The sequence below is a fragment of the Prevotella sp. AM23-5 genome, assembly GCF_003473645.1.
Taxonomy (GTDB): Bacteria; Bacteroidota; Bacteroidia; order Bacteroidales; family Bacteroidaceae; genus Prevotella; species Prevotella copri_A.
This window is the reverse complement of sequence record NZ_QUCG01000013.1, coordinates 28,148-53,616: the sequence shown is the minus strand read 5'-3', so window position 1 is coordinate 53,616 and position 25,469 is coordinate 28,148. Positions and strand designations below refer to the sequence as shown.

The 25,469-nt window shown below is 49.4% G+C and carries 21 protein-coding genes; 10 read left to right on the top strand and 11 right to left on the bottom strand.

Annotated features, from left to right (window positions below):
• Nucleotide 1: 1 nt before the first annotated feature.
• The 4 genes from DW657_RS05160 to DW657_RS05145 all read right to left on the bottom strand — a co-directional run bounded on the left by DW657_RS05160 (nucleotide 2) and on the right by DW657_RS05145 (nucleotide 4,636).
• Nucleotides 2-1,018, bottom strand: a complete 1,017-nt coding sequence (locus DW657_RS05160; protein WP_118311659.1) for a branched-chain amino acid aminotransferase — start codon at nucleotides 1,016-1,018, stop codon at nucleotides 2-4.
• A 263-nt stretch (nucleotides 1,019-1,281) separates the two neighbouring features.
• The gene (gene xseB / locus DW657_RS05155; protein WP_089544660.1) at nucleotides 1,282-1,476 is read right to left on the bottom strand and encodes an exodeoxyribonuclease VII small subunit; all 195 of its coding nucleotides are present in this window, start codon (nucleotides 1,474-1,476) and stop codon (nucleotides 1,282-1,284) included.
• 303 nt (nucleotides 1,477-1,779) lie between these two features.
• Nucleotides 1,780-3,084 carry an exodeoxyribonuclease VII large subunit gene (gene xseA / locus DW657_RS05150; RefSeq protein ID WP_118311658.1) on the bottom strand — a complete coding sequence of 435 codons (1,305 nt, stop codon included), beginning with the start codon at nucleotides 3,082-3,084 and terminating at the stop codon, nucleotides 1,780-1,782.
• Between the two features lie 124 nt (nucleotides 3,085-3,208).
• Nucleotides 3,209-4,636 carry a S8 family serine peptidase gene (locus tag DW657_RS05145; protein ID WP_118311657.1) on the bottom strand — a complete coding sequence of 476 codons (1,428 nt, stop codon included), beginning with the start codon at nucleotides 4,634-4,636 and terminating at the stop codon, nucleotides 3,209-3,211.
• Between the two features lie 267 nt (nucleotides 4,637-4,903).
• On the opposite strand from DW657_RS05145, the gene DW657_RS05140 reads away from it, so the two are divergent.
• The 5 genes from DW657_RS05140 (at nucleotide 4,904) to DW657_RS05120 (ending at nucleotide 9,561) form a co-directional block, all read left to right on the top strand.
• Nucleotides 4,904-6,277, top strand: a complete 1,374-nt coding sequence (locus DW657_RS05140) for an MATE family efflux transporter (RefSeq protein WP_118311656.1) — start codon at nucleotides 4,904-4,906, stop codon at nucleotides 6,275-6,277.
• Nucleotides 6,278-6,310: 33 nt separating this feature from the next.
• A complete protein-coding gene (locus DW657_RS05135; protein ID WP_118311655.1) occupies nucleotides 6,311-6,934 on the top strand; it encodes an AAA family ATPase in 624 nt (207 codons plus the stop codon).
• Nucleotides 6,935-6,995: 61 nt separating this feature from the next.
• Nucleotides 6,996-8,177: a formate-dependent phosphoribosylglycinamide formyltransferase gene (gene purT, locus DW657_RS05130; RefSeq protein WP_118311654.1), complete on the top strand. Its 1,182-nt coding sequence runs from the start codon at nucleotides 6,996-6,998 to the stop codon at nucleotides 8,175-8,177.
• Between the two features lie 5 nt (nucleotides 8,178-8,182).
• Nucleotides 8,183-8,596 (top strand): FdtA/QdtA family cupin domain-containing protein, encoded by a 414-nt coding sequence (locus tag DW657_RS05125; RefSeq protein WP_118311653.1) that lies wholly within the window; start codon nucleotides 8,183-8,185, stop codon nucleotides 8,594-8,596.
• Nucleotides 8,597-8,622: 26 nt separating this feature from the next.
• Nucleotides 8,623-9,561, top strand: coding sequence for a GNAT family N-acetyltransferase (locus tag DW657_RS05120; RefSeq protein WP_118311652.1), 939 nt, complete (start codon nucleotides 8,623-8,625; stop codon nucleotides 9,559-9,561).
• A gap of 49 nt (nucleotides 9,562-9,610) precedes the next feature.
• Here the strand turns inward: DW657_RS05120 and DW657_RS05115 are convergent, their stop codons facing one another.
• The 3 genes from DW657_RS05115 to DW657_RS05105 are packed head-to-tail and all read right to left on the bottom strand — an operon-like array spanning nucleotide 9,611 to nucleotide 12,337.
• Nucleotides 9,611-10,189 carry an LUD domain-containing protein gene (locus DW657_RS05115; protein ID WP_118311651.1) on the bottom strand — a complete coding sequence of 193 codons (579 nt, stop codon included), beginning with the start codon at nucleotides 10,187-10,189 and terminating at the stop codon, nucleotides 9,611-9,613.
• A 40-nt stretch (nucleotides 10,190-10,229) separates the two neighbouring features.
• The gene (locus DW657_RS05110; protein WP_118311650.1) at nucleotides 10,230-11,603 is read right to left on the bottom strand and encodes a lactate utilization protein B; all 1,374 of its coding nucleotides are present in this window, start codon (nucleotides 11,601-11,603) and stop codon (nucleotides 10,230-10,232) included.
• Nucleotides 11,600-12,337, bottom strand: a complete 738-nt coding sequence (locus DW657_RS05105; RefSeq protein ID WP_118311649.1) for a (Fe-S)-binding protein — start codon at nucleotides 12,335-12,337, stop codon at nucleotides 11,600-11,602. Before DW657_RS05105 ends, DW657_RS05110 begins: the two co-directional genes overlap by 4 nt.
• 314 nt (nucleotides 12,338-12,651) lie before the next feature.
• Between DW657_RS05105 and carB the strand changes: the two genes are divergently transcribed.
• The 3 genes from carB (at nucleotide 12,652) to DW657_RS05090 (ending at nucleotide 20,695) form a co-directional block, all read left to right on the top strand.
• Complete coding sequence (carB, locus tag DW657_RS05100) at nucleotides 12,652-15,882, top strand: carbamoyl-phosphate synthase (glutamine-hydrolyzing) large subunit (RefSeq protein WP_118311648.1); 3,231 nt, start codon at nucleotides 12,652-12,654, stop codon at nucleotides 15,880-15,882.
• A 250-nt stretch (nucleotides 15,883-16,132) separates the two neighbouring features.
• Nucleotides 16,133-18,334: a DNA topoisomerase 3 gene (locus DW657_RS05095; RefSeq protein WP_118311647.1), complete on the top strand. Its 2,202-nt coding sequence runs from the start codon at nucleotides 16,133-16,135 to the stop codon at nucleotides 18,332-18,334.
• A gap of 282 nt (nucleotides 18,335-18,616) precedes the next feature.
• Complete coding sequence (locus tag DW657_RS05090; protein ID WP_118311646.1) at nucleotides 18,617-20,695, top strand: OmpA family protein; 2,079 nt, start codon at nucleotides 18,617-18,619, stop codon at nucleotides 20,693-20,695.
• A gap of 248 nt (nucleotides 20,696-20,943) precedes the next feature.
• Here the strand turns inward: DW657_RS05090 and DW657_RS05085 are convergent, their stop codons facing one another.
• Genes DW657_RS05085 through DW657_RS05075 form a run of 3 tightly spaced genes read right to left on the bottom strand, consistent with a single transcriptional unit; the run spans nucleotide 20,944 to nucleotide 22,724 of the window.
• A complete protein-coding gene (locus DW657_RS05085; RefSeq protein WP_158577316.1) occupies nucleotides 20,944-21,396 on the bottom strand; it encodes a DUF5056 domain-containing protein in 453 nt (150 codons plus the stop codon).
• Nucleotide 21,397: 1 nt separating this feature from the next.
• Entirely contained in the window at nucleotides 21,398-21,937 is a 540-nt protein-coding gene (locus DW657_RS05080) for an RNA polymerase sigma factor (RefSeq protein ID WP_118311644.1), read from the bottom strand.
• Nucleotides 21,938-21,968: 31 nt separating this feature from the next.
• Nucleotides 21,969-22,724, bottom strand: coding sequence for a DUF6249 domain-containing protein (locus DW657_RS05075; RefSeq protein WP_117661282.1), 756 nt, complete (start codon nucleotides 22,722-22,724; stop codon nucleotides 21,969-21,971).
• A gap of 137 nt (nucleotides 22,725-22,861) precedes the next feature.
• On the opposite strand from DW657_RS05075, the gene DW657_RS05070 reads away from it, so the two are divergent.
• Both DW657_RS05070 and DW657_RS05065 read left to right on the top strand, forming a co-directional pair.
• Nucleotides 22,862-24,289: a hypothetical protein gene (locus DW657_RS05070; protein WP_117661283.1), complete on the top strand. Its 1,428-nt coding sequence runs from the start codon at nucleotides 22,862-22,864 to the stop codon at nucleotides 24,287-24,289.
• A 55-nt stretch (nucleotides 24,290-24,344) separates the two neighbouring features.
• The gene (locus DW657_RS05065; protein WP_118311669.1) at nucleotides 24,345-24,866 is read left to right on the top strand and encodes a dihydrofolate reductase; all 522 of its coding nucleotides are present in this window, start codon (nucleotides 24,345-24,347) and stop codon (nucleotides 24,864-24,866) included.
• 27 nt (nucleotides 24,867-24,893) lie between these two features.
• Here DW657_RS05065 and DW657_RS05060 read toward each other — a convergent pair whose 3' ends face one another.
• The gene (locus DW657_RS05060; RefSeq protein ID WP_117661284.1) at nucleotides 24,894-25,397 is read right to left on the bottom strand and encodes an Lrp/AsnC family transcriptional regulator; all 504 of its coding nucleotides are present in this window, start codon (nucleotides 25,395-25,397) and stop codon (nucleotides 24,894-24,896) included.
• Nucleotides 25,398-25,469: the final 72 nt, after the last annotated feature.

The window sequence follows — 25,469 nt, the reverse complement described above, 5'->3', positions numbered from 1 at the left end:
TTTACTCAATAACTACGGTTGTCCAACCGTGCTTGTCCTCTACAGTACCATACTGAATGCCACGGAGGGTATCATACAGATGCTTAGAGACAGGACCTGGCTTCTCGCCGAAGTTGTAGCGCTTGCCTGTATCCAGGTCATCAATGTAGCTGATAGGGCTGATAACGGCAGCAGTACCGCAAGCACCAGCCTCCTCGAAGGTCTCCAGCTCATCCTCAGGAATCTGACGGCGCTCTACCTTCATACCAAGATCCTCAGCCAACTGCATCAAGCTCTTGTTGGTGATAGATGGGAGGATGGATGAACTCTTTGGAGTAACGTATGTATTGTTCTTGATACCGAAGAAGTTGGCAGCACCACACTCATCCATGTATTTCTTCTCCTTGGCATCGAGATAGAACTCGCATGCATAACCCTTCTCGTGAGCGATATTGTTGGCTCTGAGGGAAGCAGCATAGTTACCACCTACCTTATAGATACCTGTTCCGAGAGGAGCAGAGCGGTCGAAATCACGGATGATGACGTATGGGTTGGTAGAGAATCCACCCTTGAAGTATGGACCCACTGGGGTTACGAAGATGAGGAAGCAATACTCCTTAGAAGGATGCACACCCACCTGAGGACTTGTACCGATGAGCAAAGGACGGATATAGAGCGTAGCACCACTCTCGTAGGTAGGAATCCACTCCTGGTTGAGGCGGACCACCTTCTTCACCATCTCCTCGAACAACTCTGTTGGCACCTCTGGCATCAGGATACCACGGCATGTGCTCTGCAGGCGGGCAGCATTCTCGTCCATACGGAACACGCGCACCTTGCCGTCTGGGCAACGATAAGCCTTCAGACCCTCGAATGCCTCCTGACCATAGTGCAGACAGGTGGCAGCCATGTGCAATTTCAAATACTCATCAGAGCAAACTTCTATTTCGCCCCATTTGCCGTCGCGATAGTAACAGCGAACATTGTAGTCAGTCTGGCGATAGCCAAATGACAAATTAGACCAATCTAAGTCTTTCATAACATCTTATTTTTTAATGTTCTACTAATATTTTGAATGCAAAAGTACAAAATATTCTATTAATCTGCAACTATTTTGCGATAAATTTAGTAGAAACGTTATTATTTTACGTATTTCTGCCGTTTTGAGGCATATTTTTGCCAATTTATGGGGGATTTTTTTGTTCTTGCGCCGTTCCTTGAAGCGGATTGCAAATCCGAAATAGGTAACTGGCGGCGGCGGATTGCAAATCCGCCGAAACAGAGCGGGGGAAACAGAAGGGATCAATCCTCACTGAGAAGCTTTTTGATTTCCTCATCGGTCTTGGTGAGTTTGTCCTTGCAGAGCTTCACCAAGGTTTTGGCACGCTTCAACTGCTCGGAGAGCTGATCAATATCCAGTTCATCATTCTCCATTCTTTCTACAATCTGCTCAAGCTCTCTTACAGCTTGCTCGTATTTCATTTCTTCTTTTGCCATATTTATATAGTGTTTAATGTGTAGTGTTTAATGTTTACTTTTGAATCAAATATTGCCAGCTTTTATCCATACGCCCTGAAAGGGCAGAAGCTCCTAGCCCAGGGCAGCGTCCTGGGTTTTTAGGGTCCAGGCCTGTCGCCCTGAAAGGGCAAAAGCTTTCAATTAATAGGCAATATACAAAGCTTTTGCCCTTACAGGGCGTCTTGTTGAATGCTAGTATACCCAGGGCGTTGCCCTGGGCTAGGAGCTTCTGCCCTTTCAGGGCGTATGGGAAATTCCTATTGCCTCAGGGCGTGTGGGGAATCATTTCACTTCCGATTTAATATTGCCCTCGGCGAATCTCGTTTCGATGATGTCGCCAGCCTTCAGCTGCGAGGCAGAACGGATGCTCTTGCCATCTTTCAGCGTGATGCTGTAGCCACGCTTCAGCAGCAGCTCCGGATCCTGCGCCTGGATGCGCTGCTGGAGAAGCTGCAGACGATGACTCTCATTGAGCATCTTACGCTCCAGTACCGGCTGGATATTCTGCGAGAGAATCTCTAAACGGCGCTGCGCATCCGAAACCTTCGACTGCAGATTCGCCGTAATGCGAGTCATCAGACGGTCGAGATATGCCCCCTGCTTCGTCTTCACCAGCGAGAACTGCACGGGGATGGTGCTGCTCAATCTCTCGATTCTCATCTTCTCCACCTGCAACCGGTGCTTCACGTTCTGCACGATGGTTTCCTGTGCATCCATCACCCGGGCATAAACCTCGGCGAGATGATTGATGAGGAAGGCGGCAGCGGCAGTCGGTGTCTTCACCCGCTGGAAGGAAATCATATCGAGCACACTCTCGTCCCTCTCGTGTCCTATACCCGTGATGATAGGCAGCGGGAAGTTAGCCACATTCTCGGCAAGCGCCAGGGTGTCGAAACCGGAAAGGTCGCTGGTAGCACCACCGCCACGGATGATGACTACGCAGTCAAACTCCTCATATTCGGCATTGATGCTGTCCAGGGCAGCGATGATGCCCTGCTCCACTCCCTCGCCCTGCATCGTGGCAGGAAAGAGGCGGGTGGTGAACTGCAAGCCGTAATCATTATCGGCAAGCTGATTGCAGAAATCGCCATATCCGGCTGCCGTAGCACTCGAAATCACGGCGATGCGCTGGCAGAACATCGGGAGCACCAGCTCCTTCTGCAGCTCGAAGACGCCCTCAGCCTTCAGCGTATTGATGATTTCCAACCGCTTGCGCGCCATATCGCCCATCGTATAGTTGGGGTCGATGTCATCTACGATCCAAGAGAAACCATAGTTCTCATGGAACTGGGCGTGTACCTTGAGCAGCACCTTCATGCCTGCATGAATGCGCTGTCCCGTAACCCGCTCGAAATTCGGCTTGATAAGCATCCAGCGGTTTCGCCAGCAGTTGGCATGAGCCTTGGCTATCGGCGTATTGGAACGCTCATCTTTCTGGATGAGTTCCAGATAGCAGTGACCGCCATAGCCCTCGCGAGCCTCCGAGAGTTCAGCTTCCACCCAATAGCTGTCGGGTAAGGACATCGAAATGATTTCGCTGACTATCGAGTTTAATTCATATAGAGATAATCTTTTTACTTTGAACATTGAACTTGGAATTTTGAACTTTATGAATACTATTACTTGGTACTTAGCCCCCCTGGAACTTCCCTTATCATATAGCAGCAAAGCTAATCATAAAGTTCAAAGTTCCAAGTTCAAAGTTCCAAGATTACTTAATCGCTTTTCCCGTCTGATAAGCTTTCCAGAAGTCCGGCACACCGTATCCGAAGACATTATCGGGATGCTGCTGGTTATCGCCTGCCAGTTTTACGAGCTTGATGATCTGCTTGGCAGTCTTGCCAGGCAGCGCCTGCCAGAGGCAAGCCACCATACCCGCTACCAGCGGAGAGGAAAACGAAGTTCCATTATCATTGATGATGCTTCCCCTACCAGTAATCACGCAGGCAGGGCTTCCGAATGCCATCACATCAGGCTTGATTCTGCCATCCGCCGTAGGTCCTACGGCACTGAAGGCAGCATTCACGCCCTGTTCGTTGATGCTTCCCACCGTGAGGATATCCGTGGCATCGGCAGGGAAATTGATTTTCTTCCAGGAACCCATACCATCGTTTCCGGCAGAGTTCACGCATACGATTCCCTTGTCGGCACACATCGATGCGGTTCGGGAGATGAGGGCGGTGTTGCCATCCTGCTCATAATAGTGATGATCCATCGAGGAATCATCGAAGCCATGATAGCCGAGCGAAGAATTGATGACGTCCACGCCACAGCTGTCAGCATATTCCGCCGCACTTGCCCAGTAATCCTCCTCGGCAAGGCTCTCGGTGCGTTCATCCTCGCATCTTATCAGCAGATACTGCGCCTCAGGAGCCACACCCACATAGAAGTCGGGCGCATTGGCAGCCATCGTAGAGAGCACCATCGTGCCATGTTCCATCTCTCCAAATACATTCTTGGATTCAGGAACCACGAAATCCTTCACCCCCGCCAGCTTGATATTGTGCAGGGCAGGAATCTTATCCACATTCATGAATCCGCCGTCGAATACGGCTATCATCATTCCCTTGCCTCTATAGCCACTTTCGTGGAGCCTTTTGCCGTTCAGCGACTTCAGCTGAGCATCAGCTGCGCCATACACTCCATTGGCGGAACTCCACTCGTTCAGTCCATTGCGCACATTCGAGCGCATACGCTGACTTACGGAATCGGGAGCCTGGAACACCTTCTTCATCTTGGTGATGAATTCCAGCCCTTCCAGCTTGCGGAGCTCCTTGACCTTATGGATGCGGATGAGCAGCGTATTGTTCCACTTGCTCTTTCCTACGATCTCGATACCAGCCTCAGCCACCTGCTTTTCGTAAGCCGGAGCCACAGGAAGGTCGGTCAGATCTACAGGAATGCCCTGGCGCTTACGTCGGTCGATGGAGCGCTGGGAGAGGAACTCCGAAGGGCGGTTCACCGAAAAGGGCGTATGGTCGAGGTCTTTATCCTTGAGGTAAAGACGATACATCTGGCATTTTCCACCTGGGAAAGACACCATATCGGCCTCCAGAAAGCCAGTTACCTTGCCATCGCGAGCCAACAATGTCAAGGTGGACAGAATGAATGCATAAAGCATCAAATATCTTTTCATCATTTATCGGTAGTACGATTGTTATATTATTATTTTCTCGTCTGACTGCTGTTGACAAATCAGATTGTTATTGTTTATACTAAACTGCAAAAGTACAGTTTTTGTACGAGAATGCCAAAAGAAAAGAGAAGTTTTTATCAGGAAATGCAAGTTTTTCTTATATATATAATAAGGTATCAGATATTTTTTGTAATTTTGCAGACAAGTAGCCGCCGCAGTTGCTTTCTGAAAGAAGCTGAGCGAGCGGCTATGAGGAAAAAACAGATATAAATGGAAAATAAACAAGCGACATTAGAATTAGGTACGAAGCCTGTGGGCAAGCTGCTCGTTCAGTATGCCCTGCCAGCGATGATTGCGATGACAGCCGCCTCGCTCTACAACATTGTTGACCGCGTATTCATCGGTCAGGGAGTGGGAGCCATGGCCATCTCGGGTCTCGCCATCACCTTCCCCTTCATGAACCTCACCGCCGCTTTCGGAGCCGGTGTGGGCGTAGGAGCATCTACAGCCATCAGCGTGAAGCTGGGACAAAAGGATTATGCCACGGCGCAGAACATTCTGGGTAACACGATTTCACTGAATCTCATCATCGGTATCGGGCTGAGCATCATCTGTCTGCTCTTCCTCGACCCTATCCTGAGATTCTTCGGAGCCAGCGACCAGACGCTCATCTATGCCCATGAGTATATGGTCATCATCCTGCTGGGCAATGTGGTGAGCCACATGTATTTCGGCATGAACGCCCTGCTCCGAGCAGCGAGCAAGCCCAAGCAGGCGATGTACGCCACCATCTTCACGGTGGTGATGAACGTGATACTGGACGCCCTCTTCATCCTCGTCTTCAAATGGGGAATACAGGGTGCCGCCATCGCCACCATCCTATCGCAGCTGATGGCTCTGATGTGGCAGATCAAACTCTTCAGCAACAAGAGCGAGCTGCTCCACTTCAAGAAAGGAATCTACAAACTGAAGAAAAAACTCGTAGATAACATCCTCGCCATCGGCATTTCGCCGTTCCTGATGAACGTGTGCGCCTGCATCATCGTCATCTTCATCAACAACCAGCTGGTGCGTTTCGGAGGCGACCTTTCCGTGGGTGCCTACGGAATAGCCAACGGTATTGCGATGGTGTTCATCATGTTCGTGTTAGGTGTCAACCAGGGAATGCAGCCTATTGCCGGATACAACTATGGTGCCCAGAAACTGGACCGACTGATGCGTGTATTGAACCTGAGCATCATTGCTGCCACTGCCATCATGGTGACGGGATGGCTGATAGCGATGTTCCTGCCTTACTATTGTGCGAGAATGTTTACTACCGATAAGCAGCTGATAGACCTGGGCATCAAGGCAATCAGAGTGGTGATGTTCTGCTTCCCGATCATCGGTTTCCAGATGGTCATCACGAACTTCTTCCAGTGTATCGGAAAGGTGAAGATCAGCATCTTCCTCTCCCTGTCGAGACAGTTGCTCATCCTCCTGCCCCTCCTGGCTTTCCTGCCGATGATATGGGATATTGACGGCGTATGGTACAGTATGCCTATCTCCGATTTCTCAGCCGCAGTCATCGCTGCCATCGTAATGTCATGGTACATGAACAAGTTGAAAAAACAACATAGAGAAAACATGAAAGTTAACGGTTAATGGTTAACAGTTAACAGCTAAAATTTTAAGCTTATGACCAAGATTATCATAAACGTAGGTCGCCAGATTGGTAGCGGCGGCCATATCATCGCCGAGAAACTGGCGGAGGATTTCGGTTGCAAGTGCTACGACCGAGAGCTGCTGAACCTTGCAGCCAAGGAGAGCGGATTCTCGGAGAAATTCTTCGAGCAGAACGATGAGCAGAAGGGATTCTTCAAGTCTCTCTTCCACACTCATCTGCCTTTCCTGAGCGATAACAACTTCTATCACAACGACTTCTCGCAGGAAGGTCTGTACAAGTTCCAGAGCGACGCCATCAGAAAGGCTGCCGATGAGGGCAACTGCGTGTTTGTGGGCAGAACCGCTGACTATGTGCTGCGTGATTACAAGAATGTGATCAATATTTTCATCACCGCCAACATCGACGACCGCATCAAGGCAGTGTGCAAGCGAAAGGACATCGACAGAGCCTCCGCCCGCAAGTTTATCGAAAGCCATGAGGAGCAGCGCGCCTCTTACTACGATTACTATACAGGCAAGAAGTGGGGACACAGCGAGAGCTACGACCTCTGCATCAACAGCAGCCATCTGGGAATCGAAGAAACAGAGAAGTTTATCGCAGAATTTATCAGAAAGAAATTCGGACTTAGTGATTAATGATTAGTGATTAATTATTAGTGATTAATTTTAGGGACATAAAATATTAAACATCATATAAATGAAGAAGATTATGCTTTTGGGCTCAGGCGAACTGGGCAAGGAGTTTACCATCGCCGCAAAGCGAGCAGGACAGTATGTCATCGCTTGCGACAAGTATGACAATGCACCAGCCATGCAGGTAGCCGACGAGCGAGAAGTGTTCTCAATGCTCGATGGCGACGCATTGACCGCTGTGGTTGAGAAACATCACCCAGACATCATCGTGCCTGAGATTGAAGCTATCCGCACCGAGCGTCTCTTCGACTTCGAGAAGGAGGGCATTCAGATTGTACCTTCGGCACGTGCCGTGAACTACACCATGAACCGCCGTGCCATCCGCGACCTGGCTGCCAAGGAACTGGGTCTGCGCACAGCCAAGTATTTCTATGCAAAGACTTTCGAGGAGTTCAAGAACGCTGCCGATGAGATTGGTTTCCCATGCGTAGTAAAGCCACTGATGAGTTCCAGCGGTCATGGACAGAGCTATGTTCACAACGATGATGAGCTGGTGGAGGCTTACAAGGAAGCGATGGAGGAAGGTCGTGGCGACGTGAAGGAAGTGATTATCGAGGAATTCATCGACTTCGATTCAGAGTTCACTCTCCTCACCGTAACCCAGAAGGATGGTCCTACCCTCTTCTGCCCACCTATCGGACACGTACAGAAGGGCGGCGACTACCGTGAGAGCTGGCAGCCATTCCAGCTTCCAGAGGAGGCTTTGAAGAAGGCTGAACATATTGCCGGCGAAGTAACCAAAGCACTGACCGGTGCTGGTCTCTGGGGCGTAGAGTTCTTCCTGAGCAAGCAGGGTGAGGTCATCTTCTCGGAGTTGAGCCCTCGTCCACACGATACAGGTATGGTTACCCTCGGTCACACCACCAACCTGAGCGAGTTTGAGCTCCACTTCCGTGCCGTGATGGGCTTGCCTATCGCCGGAATCCATCTGGAGCACATCGGCTGCTCTGCCGTCATCCTCTCTCCAGAGGAAAGCACAGAGCCATTGAACTACAACATGCTCGATGCCTTGAAGGAAGACCACACCCGCATCCGCATCTTCGGAAAGCCAGAGGCTCACGTAGGTCGCCGCATGGGTGTCGTTCTCTGCTATGGCGAGAAGGGCGATGACCTGAATGCGCTCCGCGACAAGGCAAAGCGCCTTGCCAAGACCGTCCTGGGCACCGACCCTTATATGAAGAAATAAGATTCATGAAAGAAATAGGAAAAATCATCCGTTTCCAGAACACGCATCAATCCGAAGACTTCCAGGCTACGAATGTGGAGGATTTCAAGGATGTGCCCTTTCACATCAGGCGCACCTACTGGACTTACGATATTCCGGCAGGTGCTGCCCGCGGAGGTCACGCCCACAAGGAATGCCTGGAAGTAATCATCGCAGCCAGCGGTTCCTTCACGGTTACGCTGGATGATGGAAACCGGAAGCAATCCTATCTTCTCAACCGCCCCGACCAGGGATTACTCGTCAACACAGGTATCTGGCGAACGCTGGAAAACTTCTCAGCCGGTTCGGTCTGTCTGGTCCTGGCTTCGGAATTGTACGAAGAAGCTGATTATATCTATGATTACGACGAGTTTCTCAAATACGCAAGACATCCTATTTGAGAAACTCCTCAAATACGCAAGACATCATGTTTGAAATCATCAAATACACTCCCGAATATCGCCAGCAATGGGATGCGTATGTGGCAAAAGCCCGAAACGCTACGTTTCTCTTTTACCGCAACTATATGGATTACCATTCCGATAGGTTCAAGGACTATTCTCTCCTGTTCTTCAGGAAGGGGAAGCTCCATTCCATCCTGCCAGCCCATCAGGTAGGCAAGACCCTCTGCTCGCATTTCGGACTCACCTATGGCGGACTGATCATGAGCATTCACGTCACGATTTCAGATGTCTGCCAACTCTTTGAGGAACTGAATGTCTATCTGCGTCTTCAGGGTTTCGAGAAGGTACAGTATCGTCCTATTCCCTGGATCTATCATCTCCATCCTTCAGAAGAAGATCTCTATGCCATCTTCTGGAAATGCAAGGCTCATCTTACGCTTCGCAATATCGGCACAACCATCTTCATGCAGCAGAAATTGCGCTGGCGCAAAGACCACCTGCGCCGTCTGAAGAAGGCTCATCAGAATGGGGTGACCGTAGTGAGAGATGCAAGTCTGTCGGAATTCTGGGAGGTATTGAATGAGAACCTGGAAAAGCGATTTGGTGCCAAACCGGTACACACGCTTCAGGAAATGGAACTTCTGAAAAGCCGGTTCCCCGAGAATATCATCCAATATAATGCTTATCGCAACGGGCACATCATAGGAGGTCTCACCTTTTATATTACCCAGCAAGTGGTACATGGACAATACAGTTCTACCAATGATGAGGGAAAGGAATTCGGAGCCATGGAGGCTATCTACGAACAGATTATGTATCATGATTACCCCGATTATCCCTACCTGGATTTCGGCAGTTCTACGGAACAGCAGGGAGCCTGGATCAATGAGGGCCTCATCGCCCACAAGGAAGGTTATGGAGGAAGAGGCGTGGTTTACGACACCTATGAATGGACAGTATAAAGAGAAATCCCGAAGTTCACACGATAGTGAGCTTCGGGATTTCTGCCTTTTACAAAAGTATAACTGTCACACCACGGGCAGCTTGCGCACCCATTACCAGAGCCTGCTCAATATCGGCAGTTTTGGAAGGACCGCTGATGAAAGTACCGAAATTATACTTCGGATCCATCTCGATACGGGCATAAGCCTCGTGCATATTGTTAACTACCTTATCTTTCTGAAGGAAAATCACGAGATATTCGGAGATGAAAAGCACCGCCTTCTCCTTCATGGTCTGAGGAATCCAGACGCAGCCATTCTCGGCAACACCCACTTCTCCACGTACAATACCCACATCGGTACCATTCAGGTCGTTGGCCTCAGCCACGGTATCAGGATTCTTCTGCGCGATGGTAATCTCAGGCAGGTTGGAAGCAAAGACCTTCGCCTCCGGATAAGCCTTCTTCACCAGCTCATCCAGGCTCTCGCCCGCCTCAGCCTCTATCACGTGTCCACCCACAGACTCAGTCATCTCAATAAACTGCTTCAAGGTATCCTCATACTGGATTCCCTTGACATCTACGGCAGGCATATCGAATTGAACGTGCGTATTCTTACGCAACTTGTTCAGGAAATCTTCTTTATTCATTGAACTTTGAAATTTGAACTTTGAACTTTATGATTAGCCACTACTTCACCTTTCCTTCTTTCCAAAGCTGGTGGAAGCTCTTCTTCGCAAACTCAGGCATGGTGTGACCGATACCCCACGCATTCCAGTTGCTGAAGTGCGTGCAGCACTCAGGAATCAGATTGGCGAGTGGCGCAAACTTCAAGGCTGTGGTGTAGAGCGCAGGACGTTCGAAGAGATATTTCATACCATTCGACATTGCCTTCTTCACAGGATTTGCCTTGCCCAATCTCTCCAGACTCTGGCGCCATACGTAAATCTGCGAACCAGGACCTACCTTGGAAGGGCAGACATTGTCGCAAGACAAGCACAAGGTACATGCCGAAACATTGTCGCTGTACTTCTGAGGATTCTTCAGCATTCCGAGGTTCACACCGATAGGACCCGGAATGAAATAGGTGTAACTGTAACCGCCCGAACGGCGATAAACCGGACAGGTGTTCATGCAGGCTCCGCAGCGCATGCACTTCAAGGTCTGCCAGTGGTCCTTGTCGGCGAGAATATCGCTTCTGCCATTATCCACCAGAACCACATGCATCTCAGCACCCGGACGAGCCTGGCGGAAATGAGAGGTAAAGGTAGTGGTAGGCTGACCGGTTCCGCAGCGGCAAAGCAGGCGCTGGAATACAGCCAGTGATTTATAATCAGGAACCAGCTTCTCGATACCCATCGCTACGATATGGAGCTTAGGCATGGAAGTGGTCATATCGGCATTTCCCTCATTGGTGCAGACCACGCAATCGCCTGTGGCAGCCACACCAAAGTTGCAGCCGGTCATACCGGCTCCGGCTTCCATAAACTGGTCGCGGAGATGATGGCGGGCGCAGCGGGTCAGATAAGTAGGATCGTAGTTACCGATTTCCTTGGAGATTCCCTTCTCCTCGAACATCTTTCCCACTTCCTCACGCTTCAGGTGGATGGCAGGCATCACGATGTGGCTAGGCTTCTGACCCAAGAGCTGGATGATGCGCTCACCCAGGTCGGTCTCTACCACATCGATTCCGTGCTTCTCCAGATAAGGATTCATCTCGCACTCCTCGGTGAGCATCGACTTCGACTTCACCATCTTCTTCACGTTGTGATCTTTCAGAATGCCGAGCACAATCTCGTTGAACTCCTGCGCATCCTTCGCCCAGTGAACCTTTACCCCACGGCTCTCCAGGTTCTTGGAAAACATATCGAGGTAATCGGCAAGATGGGTGATGGTGTGCATCTTGATTTCAGAGGCATGCTCGCGGAGATCTTCCCACTCAGGAAGTCCCTCTGCCATCTTATCTCTCTTCTGACGAACAGACCAGAAGGTAGCGTCGTGCCAGGTGGTCTTCTCTACGTTCTGCGTAAACTTCGCAGCTCTCTTGGAATGTTCTGTACTCATAGTCCTGCAGCTAAAATTTGAACAACATGGATAAACTTGATCGGCATCTTCTCCTTCTTGGCGATTCCCGCCATGTGCATCAGACAGGAAGAATCCGGTCCGGTGACATATTCGGCACCCGTAGCCATGTGGCGCTTGATCTTATCCTCTCCCATACGGATAGAAACGGCAGGCTCCTCGATAGAGAACATACCGCCGAATCCGCAGCACTCATCCTTACGCTCCGGCTCGTGGATGGTAATGCCTTCCACCATATTCAACAGGTCGATAATCTTGTTGAATGGCTTGATGTGTCGCTCAGATGGAGACGACAAGCCCAGTTCCCGCACACCATGGCAACTGTTGTGCACACTCACCACGTGTGGGAATTTGCCCGGCACATGATCCACCTTCAGCACATCGTGAAGGAACTCCACAACATCCATGATCTTCTTTGATGAAATACACTCGTGCTTACCCTCCAGAATCTTAGGGTAATACACCTTAACGTAAGCGGCACATGAAGCTGAAGGAGCTACGATGTAATCGTAATCCTTGAACAGCTCATCAAATGTCTCTATGACCTTCTCCGACTTATCCTGAAAACCCGCGTTAGCCATCGGCTGACCGCAGCAAGTCTGCTTTTCGGGATAACCGACATCCAGTCCGTAGTGCTTTAGTAACTTGTATGTAGCCACACCCGCATCAGGGTATAAAGCATCCACATAACAAGGGACGAATAATCCGACTTTCATTGTTGTTATCACTTTATCTTGTAAGCTATTGTTTTATTATTCTCGAAACATTCTACTACATTTCTGTAGGCGCTGCAAAAGTAACAAAAAAATAGCAAAAATGAGACAATCCCGAAAGGATTTTTAAATAATTGATGTTATTTAACTGTAAAGAATGGCAGAAAATTTGGATGATTCAGATATTTAACGTATCTTTGCTGCCCGAAATAGTGTATCTTCCTTAGTAATCTGACTAAGAAACTAAATAGATACTAAACAAGACATTTTCAGAAGAGACTTTTTATTATTAAGAATAAACTTATAGTTATATAAAGATGAAGAAACAGCTTAAGAAAGTCCTAGTCCTGGGTTCCGGTGCGTTGAAGATCGGCCAGGCAGGTGAGTTTGACTATTCCGGTTCGCAGGCTCTCAAGGCTTTGCGTGAGGAGGGTATTAGTTCCGTCCTTATCAATCCAAACGTTGCTACAATTCAGACGAGTGAAGGTATTGCTGACAAGGTTTATTTCTTGCCGGTGACACCTTTTTTTGTAACTGAAATCATCAAGAAGGAACGCCCAGACGGCATCATGCTGGCTTGGGGTGGACAGACGGGTTTGAACGTTGGTACAGAACTCTACCTCAGTGGTGTGCTCAAGGAGTATGGCGTGGATGTGTTGGGTACCTCTGTAGAGGCTATTATGAACACAGAAGACCGCGACCTCTTCGTAAAGGAGCTTAACAAGGTTGACCTCAAAGTTCCAGTAAGCCACGCTTGCGAGAACATGGAGGAGGCTGTTGCTGCAGCCCGCAACATCGGCTACCCTATCATGATCCGTTCTGCCTATGCGCTGGGTGGTCTCGGTTCTGGTGTCTGCAAGACTGAAGAGGAGTTCAAGGAGATTGCTGAATCAGCCTTCACTTTTGCACCTCAGGTACTCGTTGAGGAGAGCTTGAAGGGATGGAAGGAGATTGAGTTTGAGTGCATCCGTGATGCAAACGACCGTTGCTTCACCGTTGCCTCTATGGAAAACTTCGACCCACTGGGTATCCACACGGGTGAGTCTATCGTAGTAGCTCCTACCTGTTCTCTTACCGACGAGCAGGTGAAGATGTTGCAGGACATCGCCGTGAAGTGCGTGCGTCACCTCAACATCGTGGGTGAGTGCAACATCCAGTATGCTTTCAATGCTGAGACCAACGACTACCGTATCATCGAGATCAATGCTCGCTTGAGCCGTTCTTCTGCTCTTGCATCTAAGGCTACAGGTTATCCTTTGGCTTTCGTTGCAGCTAAGATTGCCCTCGGTTACACACTCGACCAGATTGGCGAGATGGGTACTCCTAACTCTGCTTATGTGGCTCCATCACTCGACTATATGATCTGCAAGATTCCTCGTTGGGACCTTACCAAGTTTGCCGGTGTAAGCCGCAAGATTGGTTCTTCCATGAAGTCTGTAGGCGAAATCATGTCTATCGGCCGCTCATTCGAGGAGATGCTCCAGAAGGGTCTCCGTATGATTGGTCAGGGAATGCACGGTTTCGTTGGCAACGACCACACCAAGTTCGACAACCTGGATGAGGAGCTTTCCAACCCTACCGACCTCCGTATCTTCGCCATCGCCCAGGCTTTGGAGGAAGGCTACACCATCGAGCGCATCGAGGAGTTGACCAAGATTGACCCTTGGTTCATCGAGCGCATGAAGAATATCGTAGATTACAAGCACAAGCTTTCTACATACAATACATTGGAGGAGATTCCAGCCGAGGTATTGCGCGAGGCTAAGGTATTGGGCTTCTCTGACTTCCAGATTGGCCGCTTCGTATTGAAGACCAAGGATACCAACATGGAGAAGGAGGTTCTCGCTGTCCGTGCCCTGCGCAAGAAGCTGAACATTCTTCCTGCCGTGAAGCGCATCCCTACTGTGGCTAGCGAGCATCCTGACCTCACTAACTATCTCTACATGACATACGCTGTAGAGGGTTACGACATCAACTACTACAAGAACGAGAAGTCTGTCATCGTTCTCGGTTCAGGTGCTTACCGCATCGGTTCTTCTGTAGAGTTCGACTGGTGTTCAGTAAACGCTATCAACACAGCCCGCAAGTTGGGTTACAAGTCAATCATGATTAACTACAACCCGGAGACCGTATCTACCGACTACGATATGTGCGACCGTCTCTACTTCGATGAGCTTTCATTCGAGCGTGTACTCGATGTCATCGACCTGGAGTCACCACGTGGTGTGATTGTTTCTGTAGGTGGTCAGATTCCTAACAACCTGGCTATGAAGCTTCATCGCCAGTCTGTGCCAATTCTGGGTACATCTCCTGTCAACATCGACCGTGCCGAGAACCGTGGTAAGTTCTCTGCCATGCTCGATAAGCTGGGCATCGACCAGCCTAAGTGGAGCGCCCTCACTTCTATGGAGGATGTTCAGAAGTTCATCGACGAGGTAGGCTATCCTGTTCTCGTCCGTCCATCCTACGTTCTTTCTGGTGCAGCCATGAACGTTTGCCACAACGATGACGAGTTGCGTCGCTTCCTGGAGGCAGCTTCTGAGGTTTCCAAGGAATACCCAGTGGTTATCTCTCAGTTTATGACAGAGACCAACGAGATTGAGTTCGACGGTGTGGCTCAGAATGGTGAGATTGTAGAGTATGGTATTTCAGAGCACGTAGAGTATGCAGGTGTTCACTCTGGCGACGCTACCATGACCTTCCCTGCTCAGCAGATTTCCTTCGCTACAGCCCGTCAGATCAAGAAGATTTCACGTGCCATTGCCAAGGAGCTCAACATCTCTGGTCCTTTCAATATCCAGTACCTGGCTAAGGGTCGCGATGTAAAGGTAATCGAGTGTAACCTCCGTGCATCCCGTTCATTCCCATTCGTGAGCAAGGTATTGAAGCGCAACTTCATCGAGACGGCTACCCGCATCATGCTCGACGCTCCATACCAGAAGCCAGACAAGTCTGCCTTCGATATCGACCGCATGGGTGTGAAGGCATCACAGTTCTCATTCGCCCGTTTGCAGAACGCCGACCCAGTTTTGGGTGTGGATATGAGTTCTACCGGTGAGGTAGGTTGTATGGGTGATACTTTCGAGGAGGCATTGCTCAACTCATTGATTGCCACCGGCTACAAGATTCCTTCAAAGGATAAGGGCATCATGCTTTCAAGCGGTGGTGCGAAGGAGAAGGCTTCTCTGCTCGACGCTGCCCAGGCTTTGGTTAAGAATGGTTACACTATCTACGCTACTTCTGGTACAGCCAAGTTCCTCAACGAGAACAACATCAAGGCTACTGCCGTAGGATGGCCTGATGAGGACCATAAGGATATTCCTAACGTGATGGAGATGATTGCAGACCACAAGTTCGACCTCATCGTCAACATCCCTAAGAATCATACCAAGCGCGAGTTGACCAATGGTTACAGAATCCGTCGTGGCGCTATCGACCACAACATCCCATTGATGACTAATGCCCGCTTGGCTTCAGCCTTCATCGAGGCATTCTGCACAATGAGCCAGGATCAGCTTCAGATCAAGAGCTGGCAGGAGTACGAATAATCTCACGCAGATTTATACGAACACGCCCTGAAAGGGCAGAAGCCCCTAGCCCAGGGCAGCGCCCTGGGTTAGATAACAATCAGCAAGGTCGCCCTGAAAGGGCAAAAGCTTTGAATGCAAGAAGCTTTTGCTCTTTCAGGGCGACCTTTTTTGTGGAATATTTTATTCCCCGCCATGAGAAAAAGAAGCTGAAATGATGGCTATCTCATTATTTTATTGTACCTTTGCAAACAGAAAATAAGAATAAAACATGATAGTTTGTATAGCAGAGAAACCGAGTGTGGCTAAGGATATCGCCCGAATCATCGGGGCTACCACGGCACGCGACGGTTATATGGAAGGTAATGGTTACCAAGTAACATGGACTTTCGGCCACCTTTGTGAGCTGAAAGAACCGGATGATTATACTCCAATGTGGAAACATTGGAGCCTTTCGGCTTTGCCGATGATTCCACAGCGCTTCGGCATCAAGCTCATCAACGATGAAGGCATCAAGAAGCAGTTTGCCACCATCGAAAAACTGATGCAGGCTGCCGACAGCATCATCAACTGCGGTGACGCCGGACAGGAAGGAGAGCTCATCCAGAGATGGGTGATGCAGAAGGCGCAGGCAAAATGCCCCGTCAAGAGACTGTGGATTTCATCCATGACCGATGAAGCCATCAAGCAGGGATTCCAGGAACTGAAAGACCAGGGGGAATATCAGTCGCTCTATCTAGCCGGACTTTCCCGTGCCATCGGCGACTGGATTCTCGGCATGAACGCCACCCGACTTTATACATTGAAATATGGTCAGAACCGACAGGTGCTCAGCATCGGCCGGGTGCAGACCCCTACCCTAGCCCTTATCGTAAACCGCCAGAAGGAAATCGACAACTTCGTTTCCGAGCCTTACTGGGTACTCGCCACCATCTATCGCGACACCCAGTTTACGGCTACCAGCGGCAAGTTTACCAGCAAGGAGGAAGGCGAGAAGGCTTTCAGCACCATCGCCGGCAAACCCTTCACCGTTACGGATGTAAGCAAGAAGAAGGGAAACGAGGCACCCCCTCATCTCTACGACCTCACCTCACTGCAGGTGGATTGCAACAAGAAGTTTGCCTACTCAGCCGATATTACGCTGAAGCTCATCCAGAGTCTCTACGAGAAGAAATATACCACTTATCCTCGTGTAGATACCCAGTTTCTCACAGACGATATCTATCCGAAATGTCCGCAGATTCTGAATGGTGTGAGCCAGGCAAAGATAGCCAGTCAGCAGAAATACCTCCCGCTCATCCAGCAGCTCGCAGCCACCGGCAAGAAGTTGCCGAAGAGCAAGAAGGTTTTCGATAACAGCAAGGTAACCGATCACCACGCCATCATCCCAACCGGAGTTCCGCCAACCGGACTCACCGATATGGAGGCGAATGTCTATGATCTCATCGCCAAGCGATTCATCAGCGTGTTCTATCCGGATTGTAAGTTCTCTACCACCACCGTATTGGGCGAGGTTATCAACGAGGACGGACCAAAGCCGGAAAAGATAGAGTTCAAGGTGAGCGGTAAGGAGATTCTGGAACCGGGCTGGCGAGTAGTCTATGCCAAGGATGCGAAGAATGCAGAGGACGACGATGCAGATAATGCCAGCGGAAATGATGGCGGAAATGCAGGCGACGGAAACGGAAACGGTGCCAAGAAGGAAGTGGTAGAAGAAAGAACCCTCCCTTCTTTCGTGAAAGGCGAATCGGGCGACCATCAGCCTACCCTGACGGAAAAATGGACCACGCCGCCTAAGTATTACACCGAGGCAACCCTGCTCCGTGCGATGGAGACAGCGGGTAAATTCGTGGAAGACGAGGAACTTCGTGCGGCATTGAAGGAGAACGGCATCGGCCGTCCATCGTCCCGTGCCGGCATCATCGAAACCCTCTTCAAGCGCCACTACATCCGCCGCCAGCGCAAGAACCTGATGGCAACTCCAACAGGTATCGAGCTCATCGACACCATCCACGAGGAACTCCTGAAGAGCTGTGAGCTGACCGGTATCTGGGAGAAAAAGCTCCGAGACATCGAGCACAAGACCTACGACCCTGCCGAGTTCATCAATGGTTTGAAAGAACAGATCAACCAGATAGTCATCGATGTATTATCGGATAACAGCAGCCGAAGAGTGACCATCATGACGGAGGAAGATCTGAAGAAAAAGCCGGAAAAGAAGAAAACGGCGGCAAAGAAAGCTGAAACAAAGAAGATGCCAGCCAAGAAAAAGGATGAAGCTACGACACAAAATGTAGGTTCGCAGAATGCAGCAGCACAGCCGGTTTCTGCAACTCAGGCTCCAGCCGACCCAATGGTAGGCAAGCCATGTCCGCTCTGCGGCAAGGGCGTCATCATCAAGGGCAAGACCGCCTATGGATGCAGCAACTGGAAATCTGGCTGCCAATACCGCCAGCCATTCTCGCAGATGTAATAAGATATAACTCAAGTTTCGCATATAAGCTCCACACGCCCTGAAAGGGCAGAAGCTCCTAGCCCAGGGCAACGCCCTGGGTCATTATGGACGCAAACCTGTCGCCCTGTAAGGGCAAAAGCTTCAAAGAACGAGGCAATTTATAAGGCTTTTGCCCTCACAGGGCGCCTTGCTGACTGCTACTATCCCCAGGGCGTTGCCCTGGCTAGGAGCTTCTGCCCTTTCAGGGCGTGTGGGAGAGTTGCTTGCGAAAGTTCAGTAAAATAATTAAGTTGTTCCAGTATGAAGCAGATTAGATATTACCAAATCATAACAGCCTTTTGCTGCCTCCTTCTGATAAGCTGCGGCATTGACAAAAACCTGAAGAAGGGAGAAAAGTTCCTTTCTTTAGGCGAATACTATGATGCTGCCGACCAATTCAAGCAAGCCTACACCAAGACGCCTCCCAAGGAGCGTGAAAACCGGGGAAAGCTAGCCTTGAAAATGGCACGCTGCTACAACAAGATCAATGCTACCCCCAAGGCTGTGAATGCTTACCGCAATGCCATCCGCTATAACCAGGCTTCACTCGATGACCGTCTGGCTTACGCCCGTCTGCTCCTGAAAAACGGTGAATACAAGCAGGCAGAAAAGGAATTCAGAATCCTCGTGGATTCCATGCCCGACAATATCCTAGCCCAGAACGGATTGAAATCTGCCCAGATGGCTCCCGGCTGGAAAAAAGCCGGAAGCAGATATCAGGTAAAGAAGATGGATGTCTTCACCTCCCGAAGAGCCGATTATTCACCGATGCTCCTGGGCGATGAATACGAACAGATCTACTTCACCTCCACCCGCAACGACGCACAGGGAGATGAACTCAGCGGAATCACTGGAACCAAGGCTGGCGATATCTTCTATTCAGAAAAAGACGACAAGGGAAAATGGAGCAGACCGGAAGCCATCGCCTCCGGTCTGAATACCGACTATGATGAGGGAGCCTGCTGCTTCACTCCCGATGGCAAGGAGATGTATCTCACCCAATGCGTCACCGATCCAGCCTCTCCCCGATTTGCCCAGATCGTCACCTCTTCCCGTTCGGATGCTGCCTGGGGAAAGGTTCAGAAGCTGGAAATCACCCAGGATACCTTGAGTACCTACGCCCACCCTGCCATCAGTCCTGACGGCGAATGGCTCTATTTCGTTTCCGATATGCCTGGCGGAATGGGCGGTTACGATATCTGGCGTGTGCGCCTCACTCCTTCAGGTCTGGGAGGGGTGGAAAACCTCGGTGCCCCCATCAATACTCCGGGCGACGAGATGTTCCCTACCTTCCGTCCCAATGGCGACCTTTATTTCAGCAGTAACGGTCATATCGGAATGGGCGGTCTCGACATCTACATCGCCCGAACAGACGAAAAGACCCGGCAGTATAAGATAGAGCACCCCGGCTATCCCCTCAATTCAGAAGCAGATGATTTCGGAATGACCTTCGAGGGACTGCACAACCGTGGCTTCTTCTCTTCCAACAGAAAGGATGGCCGCGGCTACGATCATATCTATTCTTTCGAAAATCCGGAGATTGTCACCACGATGAAGGGATGGGTTTACGAAAAAGACGGCTACGAACTTCCTGCCGCCCAGGTAATGGTAGTAGGCAACGATGGCACCTACAAGAAACTACCGGTCAAGAGTGACGGTTCCTTCACAATGCCTATCCATCCTAAGGTAGATTATCTTGTGATGGCTACCTGCAAGGGATTCCTCAACCACAAGGAGGAGTTGCGGATAGATTCGGCAAAGGAGAGCAAGGAGTATGTACTCCAGTTCCCTCTGGCTTCCATCTCAGCCCCAGTACTCATCGACAACATCTTCTATGATTTTGACAAAGCTACCCTGACGCCAGCCAGCACCCAGGCTCTGGATAAGCTCGTAGCCTTACTGAAAGAGAATTCCCACGTAACCATCGAACTGAGTGCCCATTGCGATTACAAAGGCAACAGCGAGTACAACAAACGATTGTCTCAGCGCCGAGCCCAGTCGGTAGTAGATTACCTCATAGCTCACGGCATCGAAAAAGAGCGCCTTACCCCTGTGGGATATGGCAAGGAACGCCCGAAGACAATCCGCAGGAAGCTCACGGAGAAATATCCTTGGCTGAAGGAAGACGATGTGCTCACCCAGGATTTCATCCTCAAGCAGCCCAGGGAGCATCAGGAAATATGCAACCAGCTGAACCGCCGTACCGAGTTTACTGTTCTTCGTACCACCTATAAGATGTTCGACCACGATGGTAACCTGCAGAACCCGCCAAAGTCAAAGCCAAGACAAGAGAAAGAATCCGAAGGCTACGGATATAAAATCAACTTTGATAGGGAATAAAAGTATTTTCTCCTAGGCATAATCTATGTTCAGCAGTGTTGAACTTAAGTTCAGCACTGCTGAATATAAGTTCAACACTGCTGAACATAGGTTCAAAAGCTTTGAACATAACTTTCATCCCTATAAAAAAACTCTTTCTATTAGCAGAAGACCATTCTTCTACTAGCAGAAAGAGTTTTTTCTTATCTTATCGATTGATGATTCAATAAATAGGAACAACCTATCACCTGTAATCTAATATGTTCCTATCATCTGGCATCCGCCAGCTCATTGTATCCCCAGACCATCACGAGTACTACGATGCCTGCCAGCATCATCAGGAGATTCTGCGTCTGGGGGATAGCATCAGCCAAATGGGTAAGGGCACGTGAACCGGTCAGCAGGAAATCTATCTTCATTGAGAAGAGCCAACCCTGTATCTGCTCCCATCCCTGACAAACCACAGCAGCAACTACGCCGACAGCCACACAGGCAGCCGTCCACAGATGTTCCAATCGGCGACGCTTAGCCAAAGCCTTTTCCTGCTCAAGAGCCAGCACGGTCTTTTCCGGATCAAGACTCGGCAATGCCTGCATCACCCTATCAGAGAATCCATCATCCGGAATCTCCTTCATCCTGTTATCGGCAAAGAAAGCCTGAAGGAGCTGATTGTCCGTGGCGCTCAGCGGTTCAAGCTCCATACCATTTCTATTATCTATCATTTTATCGGTCATAACCATTATGCTTTAAGTAACTTGCAAGTTTCTGTTTTCCACGAGAGAGATGCGACTTGATGGTGCCTTGCGCCATTCCCGTCACTTCTGCTATCTTATCTATAGAAAGACCATCCATCAGCTGCAGCGTGATGCACGTCCGTTCGTTATCGCTCAATATCCGTAGGGCATTGAGCAAATCCATCTTCAGTCCGGCATTCACCCCCTGCGCATTCTGTCGGGTAACAGCCGGCGTATCAATATCCTGTGTTTCCTTATGACTGCGGGTATAATCATACCACACATTATAGGCAATACGATAAAGCCAAGTGGAGAAGCTGGCTGTACCCCTGAACCCCGACAGATGTGTATAAGCCTTCACAAAGGTATCCTGCGCCAAGTCGTCACTCAGCTGCGCATCCCCCAGCGTCTGCCGTAGGAAGAACCCACGAATAGGTGATTGATACTTCTTGACCAGCAAGTCGAACGACTTGCGGTCGTGAAGCATCACCACCTTCGTGACGAGAGAAATATCGGATAACTTTTCCACTATATATTAACTAATAATTGTTGTTTGATTTTTATACCGGAGTTCCATTATACCCCGTGCCCTGATCGCCATGGCGGTTTTTCCACCAATCCTTGATGGCTGGAAGCGAACCTATCAGGGTCTGTCCCAATCCATAGAAGAAGACCAGGGCTCCGATACCAGCCAGGAAGTCAGCTTCCCACCAAGCGAACATGGCGCACAAGCCTGCTCCCAGGAAGGCATTTCTCAATCCTCGCTTCACCAGATATTCATCGCTCTGCTTGTCTATCGGACGGTCGCTTTCCGGAACATTGATGCCCTTCTCCATCGCCATCTCCGCCAACTTCATCCGGTCGTTGTGGCGGCGAATCAGATATCTGATAACCAGGAACACGATGATCAGCGGAGCAAAGACAAACAGCAGACCGAAGATGATACAGAAGATGATGATAACCGACAGCGCTCCGCCACCAAATACCGAACCGATGAAATCGAAAGGATCATCATAGTTGCCGAGACTATACTTGGAATGATAAGCACGGTTGTCATTGTCATCTACATCAGCATAGTCGGAAGTATCCGTTGCGGTTGTATCAGAATAGGCAGCAATAGCCTCATCATCCTGAGCTGCGGATGCCTGCCCGGCAGCAGCCTGCTTATCTTCCTGCTTTGCTGCGGCAGGAGAAGCCTGCTTATCCACCTGTTGGGTAGTTGGATGATAACGATGTTTTGGAGCAGAAGATGCCAGAGACACCTGGGTAGCTCCGATGCTCATGATGAGCGCCAATGTTAATATCGCTTTCTTCATATCTAACAATATTTTTATAGTTTTACCTTGTTATTTATTATTTTTTCTATGTCTTAGACGCATCTCTTGGGAAATTAGTTGCAAAGAAACAAAATTTTTCTTATTTTTGCAAACAAAATCAAGAATAAAGGCATAAAATGAAGACATTACCAGAAGATTTCATCCAATATACCCAAGAGTTGATGGGCGATGAACTGTTCCAGCAACTGAAACAGGGCATCACCGAGGGAGAAGCACCTACCAGTATCCGTCTCAATCCTTTCAAATGCAAGGAGGGAGAAGATGCTGCGGGCGAACCGATTCCATGGTGCCCTTCCACCGGTCGCTATCTCTCCACCCGTCCTAACTTCACCTTCGATCCCTGGCTCCATGCCGGAAAGTATTACGTACAGGAGGCTTCTTCCATGTTCGTGGATCTGGTAATCCGACAACTCGTTCACGAACCTGTGATGATGCTCGATCTCTGTGCGGCTCCAGGTGGAAAATCTACCGCCGTACGTGCTGCCCTGCCGGAAGGGAGTCTTCTTTTCAGCAACGAACCGATGCGCACCCGCTCGCAGATTCTTGCAGAGAATATCCAGAAGTTCGGTCATCCCGATATGATCGTCACCAACAACTATCCACGCGACTACAAGAAGTCGAAGCTTCAGTTTGATGTCATCCTCACCGATGTTCCCTGCTCCGGCGAAGGTATGTTCCGCAAGGATGATGGCGCCATCAGCGAATGGAGCCTGCAGAATGTGGACAACTGCTGGCATCTGCAGCGCGAAATCGTAAGCGATATCTGGAACTGCCTGAAACCCGGCGGTCTCCTCATCTACTCTACCTGCACCTTCAATGCCCACGAAGACGAAGAGAATATCGCCTGGATCTGTGAGGAGCTGGGGGCTGATGCTATTGCACTCAACGATATCGATGAAGCATGGAATATCACGGGCAATCTCATAGGCACAGACATCCCTGTCTATCGTTTTCTTCCAGGCAAGACCCGCGGAGAAGGCATCTTCCTCGCTGTACTCAGAAAAGAGGGAGAACCGGAAATGGAGAAGGAGGATAAAAAGAAGAAGAAAGACAAGAACAAGGATAAAGGAAAGAACAGAGGAAACAAGGGAAAGAGTCAGCAGGTTCCAACAGACTGGCTGAAGTCTTCCGACTATGAAACGATAACCGAAGACGATAACTTCTATGCCATCCCAAGCCGATGGAAAGCCATCTATGAGGATGCTGCCAGAAACCTGAAGGTGATACATGCCGGCATCAAACTGGGAACAACCAAGGGCAAAGACATCATTCCCGACCAGAGTCTGGCACTCTCCACCGAACTCAACACTGAGGTTTTCCCACAGGTAGAACTCTCCTACGAGGATGCCATCCGCTACCTGCGCAAAGAGGCTGTGAATCTTCCTGCAGACACCCCCAAAGGCTACGTGCTCGTTACCTATCAGCAGATGCCTCTAGGCTGGGAGAAGAACATCGGTAACCGTGCCAACAACCTCTATCCACAAGAGTGGAAAATCAAGAGCAGCCACGTGCCGGAAGAACCCTGTGTTATCAGCAAGAAATAAGTATCAAGAAACAAGATAAGAATTCATCAAGAAGAACCAATCATCAGGAATGAATATGCTCAGCATCATCGCTTGTATCTCTAAAGATAATAGAGCAATCGGCTACCAGAACCGATTGCTCTATCATTTACCATCCGATATGGTCCGCTTCCGTGAACTTACCACGGGGCATACCATCATCATGGGCAGAAAGACATTTGATTCTCTCCCTAACGGTGCTCTTCCACATCGCCGCAACATCGTTGTCTCTAAAAGTCAGAAAGAGATAGATGGGGGCGAAGTATATCCTACCCTGGAAGAAGCACTCAGGGCTGCGCAAGGCGATACCTTGTCTGCCCCAAAGGAAGATACAGGAATAACCAGCCCGGAAGAAATCTTCATCATTGGCGGAGAAAGCATCTATCGCCAGGCTCTTCCTGCTGCCCGGAAACTCTATCTCACCATCGTAGATAAGGAGCCGGAACAGGCAGATACCTTCTTCCCTGCCATCGACAGTTCTGCCTGGGAAGTGACGGAAAAAGAAATGAGGAATGAAAACGGATTGTCGTTCTCATTCCTCACCTATATCAGAAAATAAATTCGACCAGTACGGTTGAATAAATTCCTATTCTTCTGTTGTCTCATCATCCTCATCAGCAACCTGCTGAATATCCTTCAGAGAAAGCTGACGGTCGATGGCTGCATTGAAGGAGATGATGGTCTCGCTTCTGGAAAGACCTAATGGCTGCAACTTATCATGGATAATCTCCAGGAGGTGGTGGTTGTTGACTGCATAAATCTTGATGAACATATCAAAACCGCCCGTAGTATAATGACACTCTACTACCTCAGGAATCTTCTTGAGTTCTTCAACCACCTGATCAAACTTCTCAGGTTCCTTGAGGAACAGTCCCATATATGCACAGGTTTCGTAACCAATCTTCTCTGGATCGATAACAAATTGAGAGCCTTTAATAATGCCAAGGTTAGTGAGTTTAGCTACACGCTGATGAATGGCAGCACCGCTTACATTACAAGCACGTGCTACTTCCAGAAATGGAATTCGGGCATCCTGAGAAATCAGCTTCAGAATATGCCTATCTAATGAATCTAATACTTGTTTTGCCATAATTAATTATTATTTGCCTGCAAAGGTAGCACTTTTCTTTAGAAAAAGCAACTTTTCTAATAAAAAAAATAA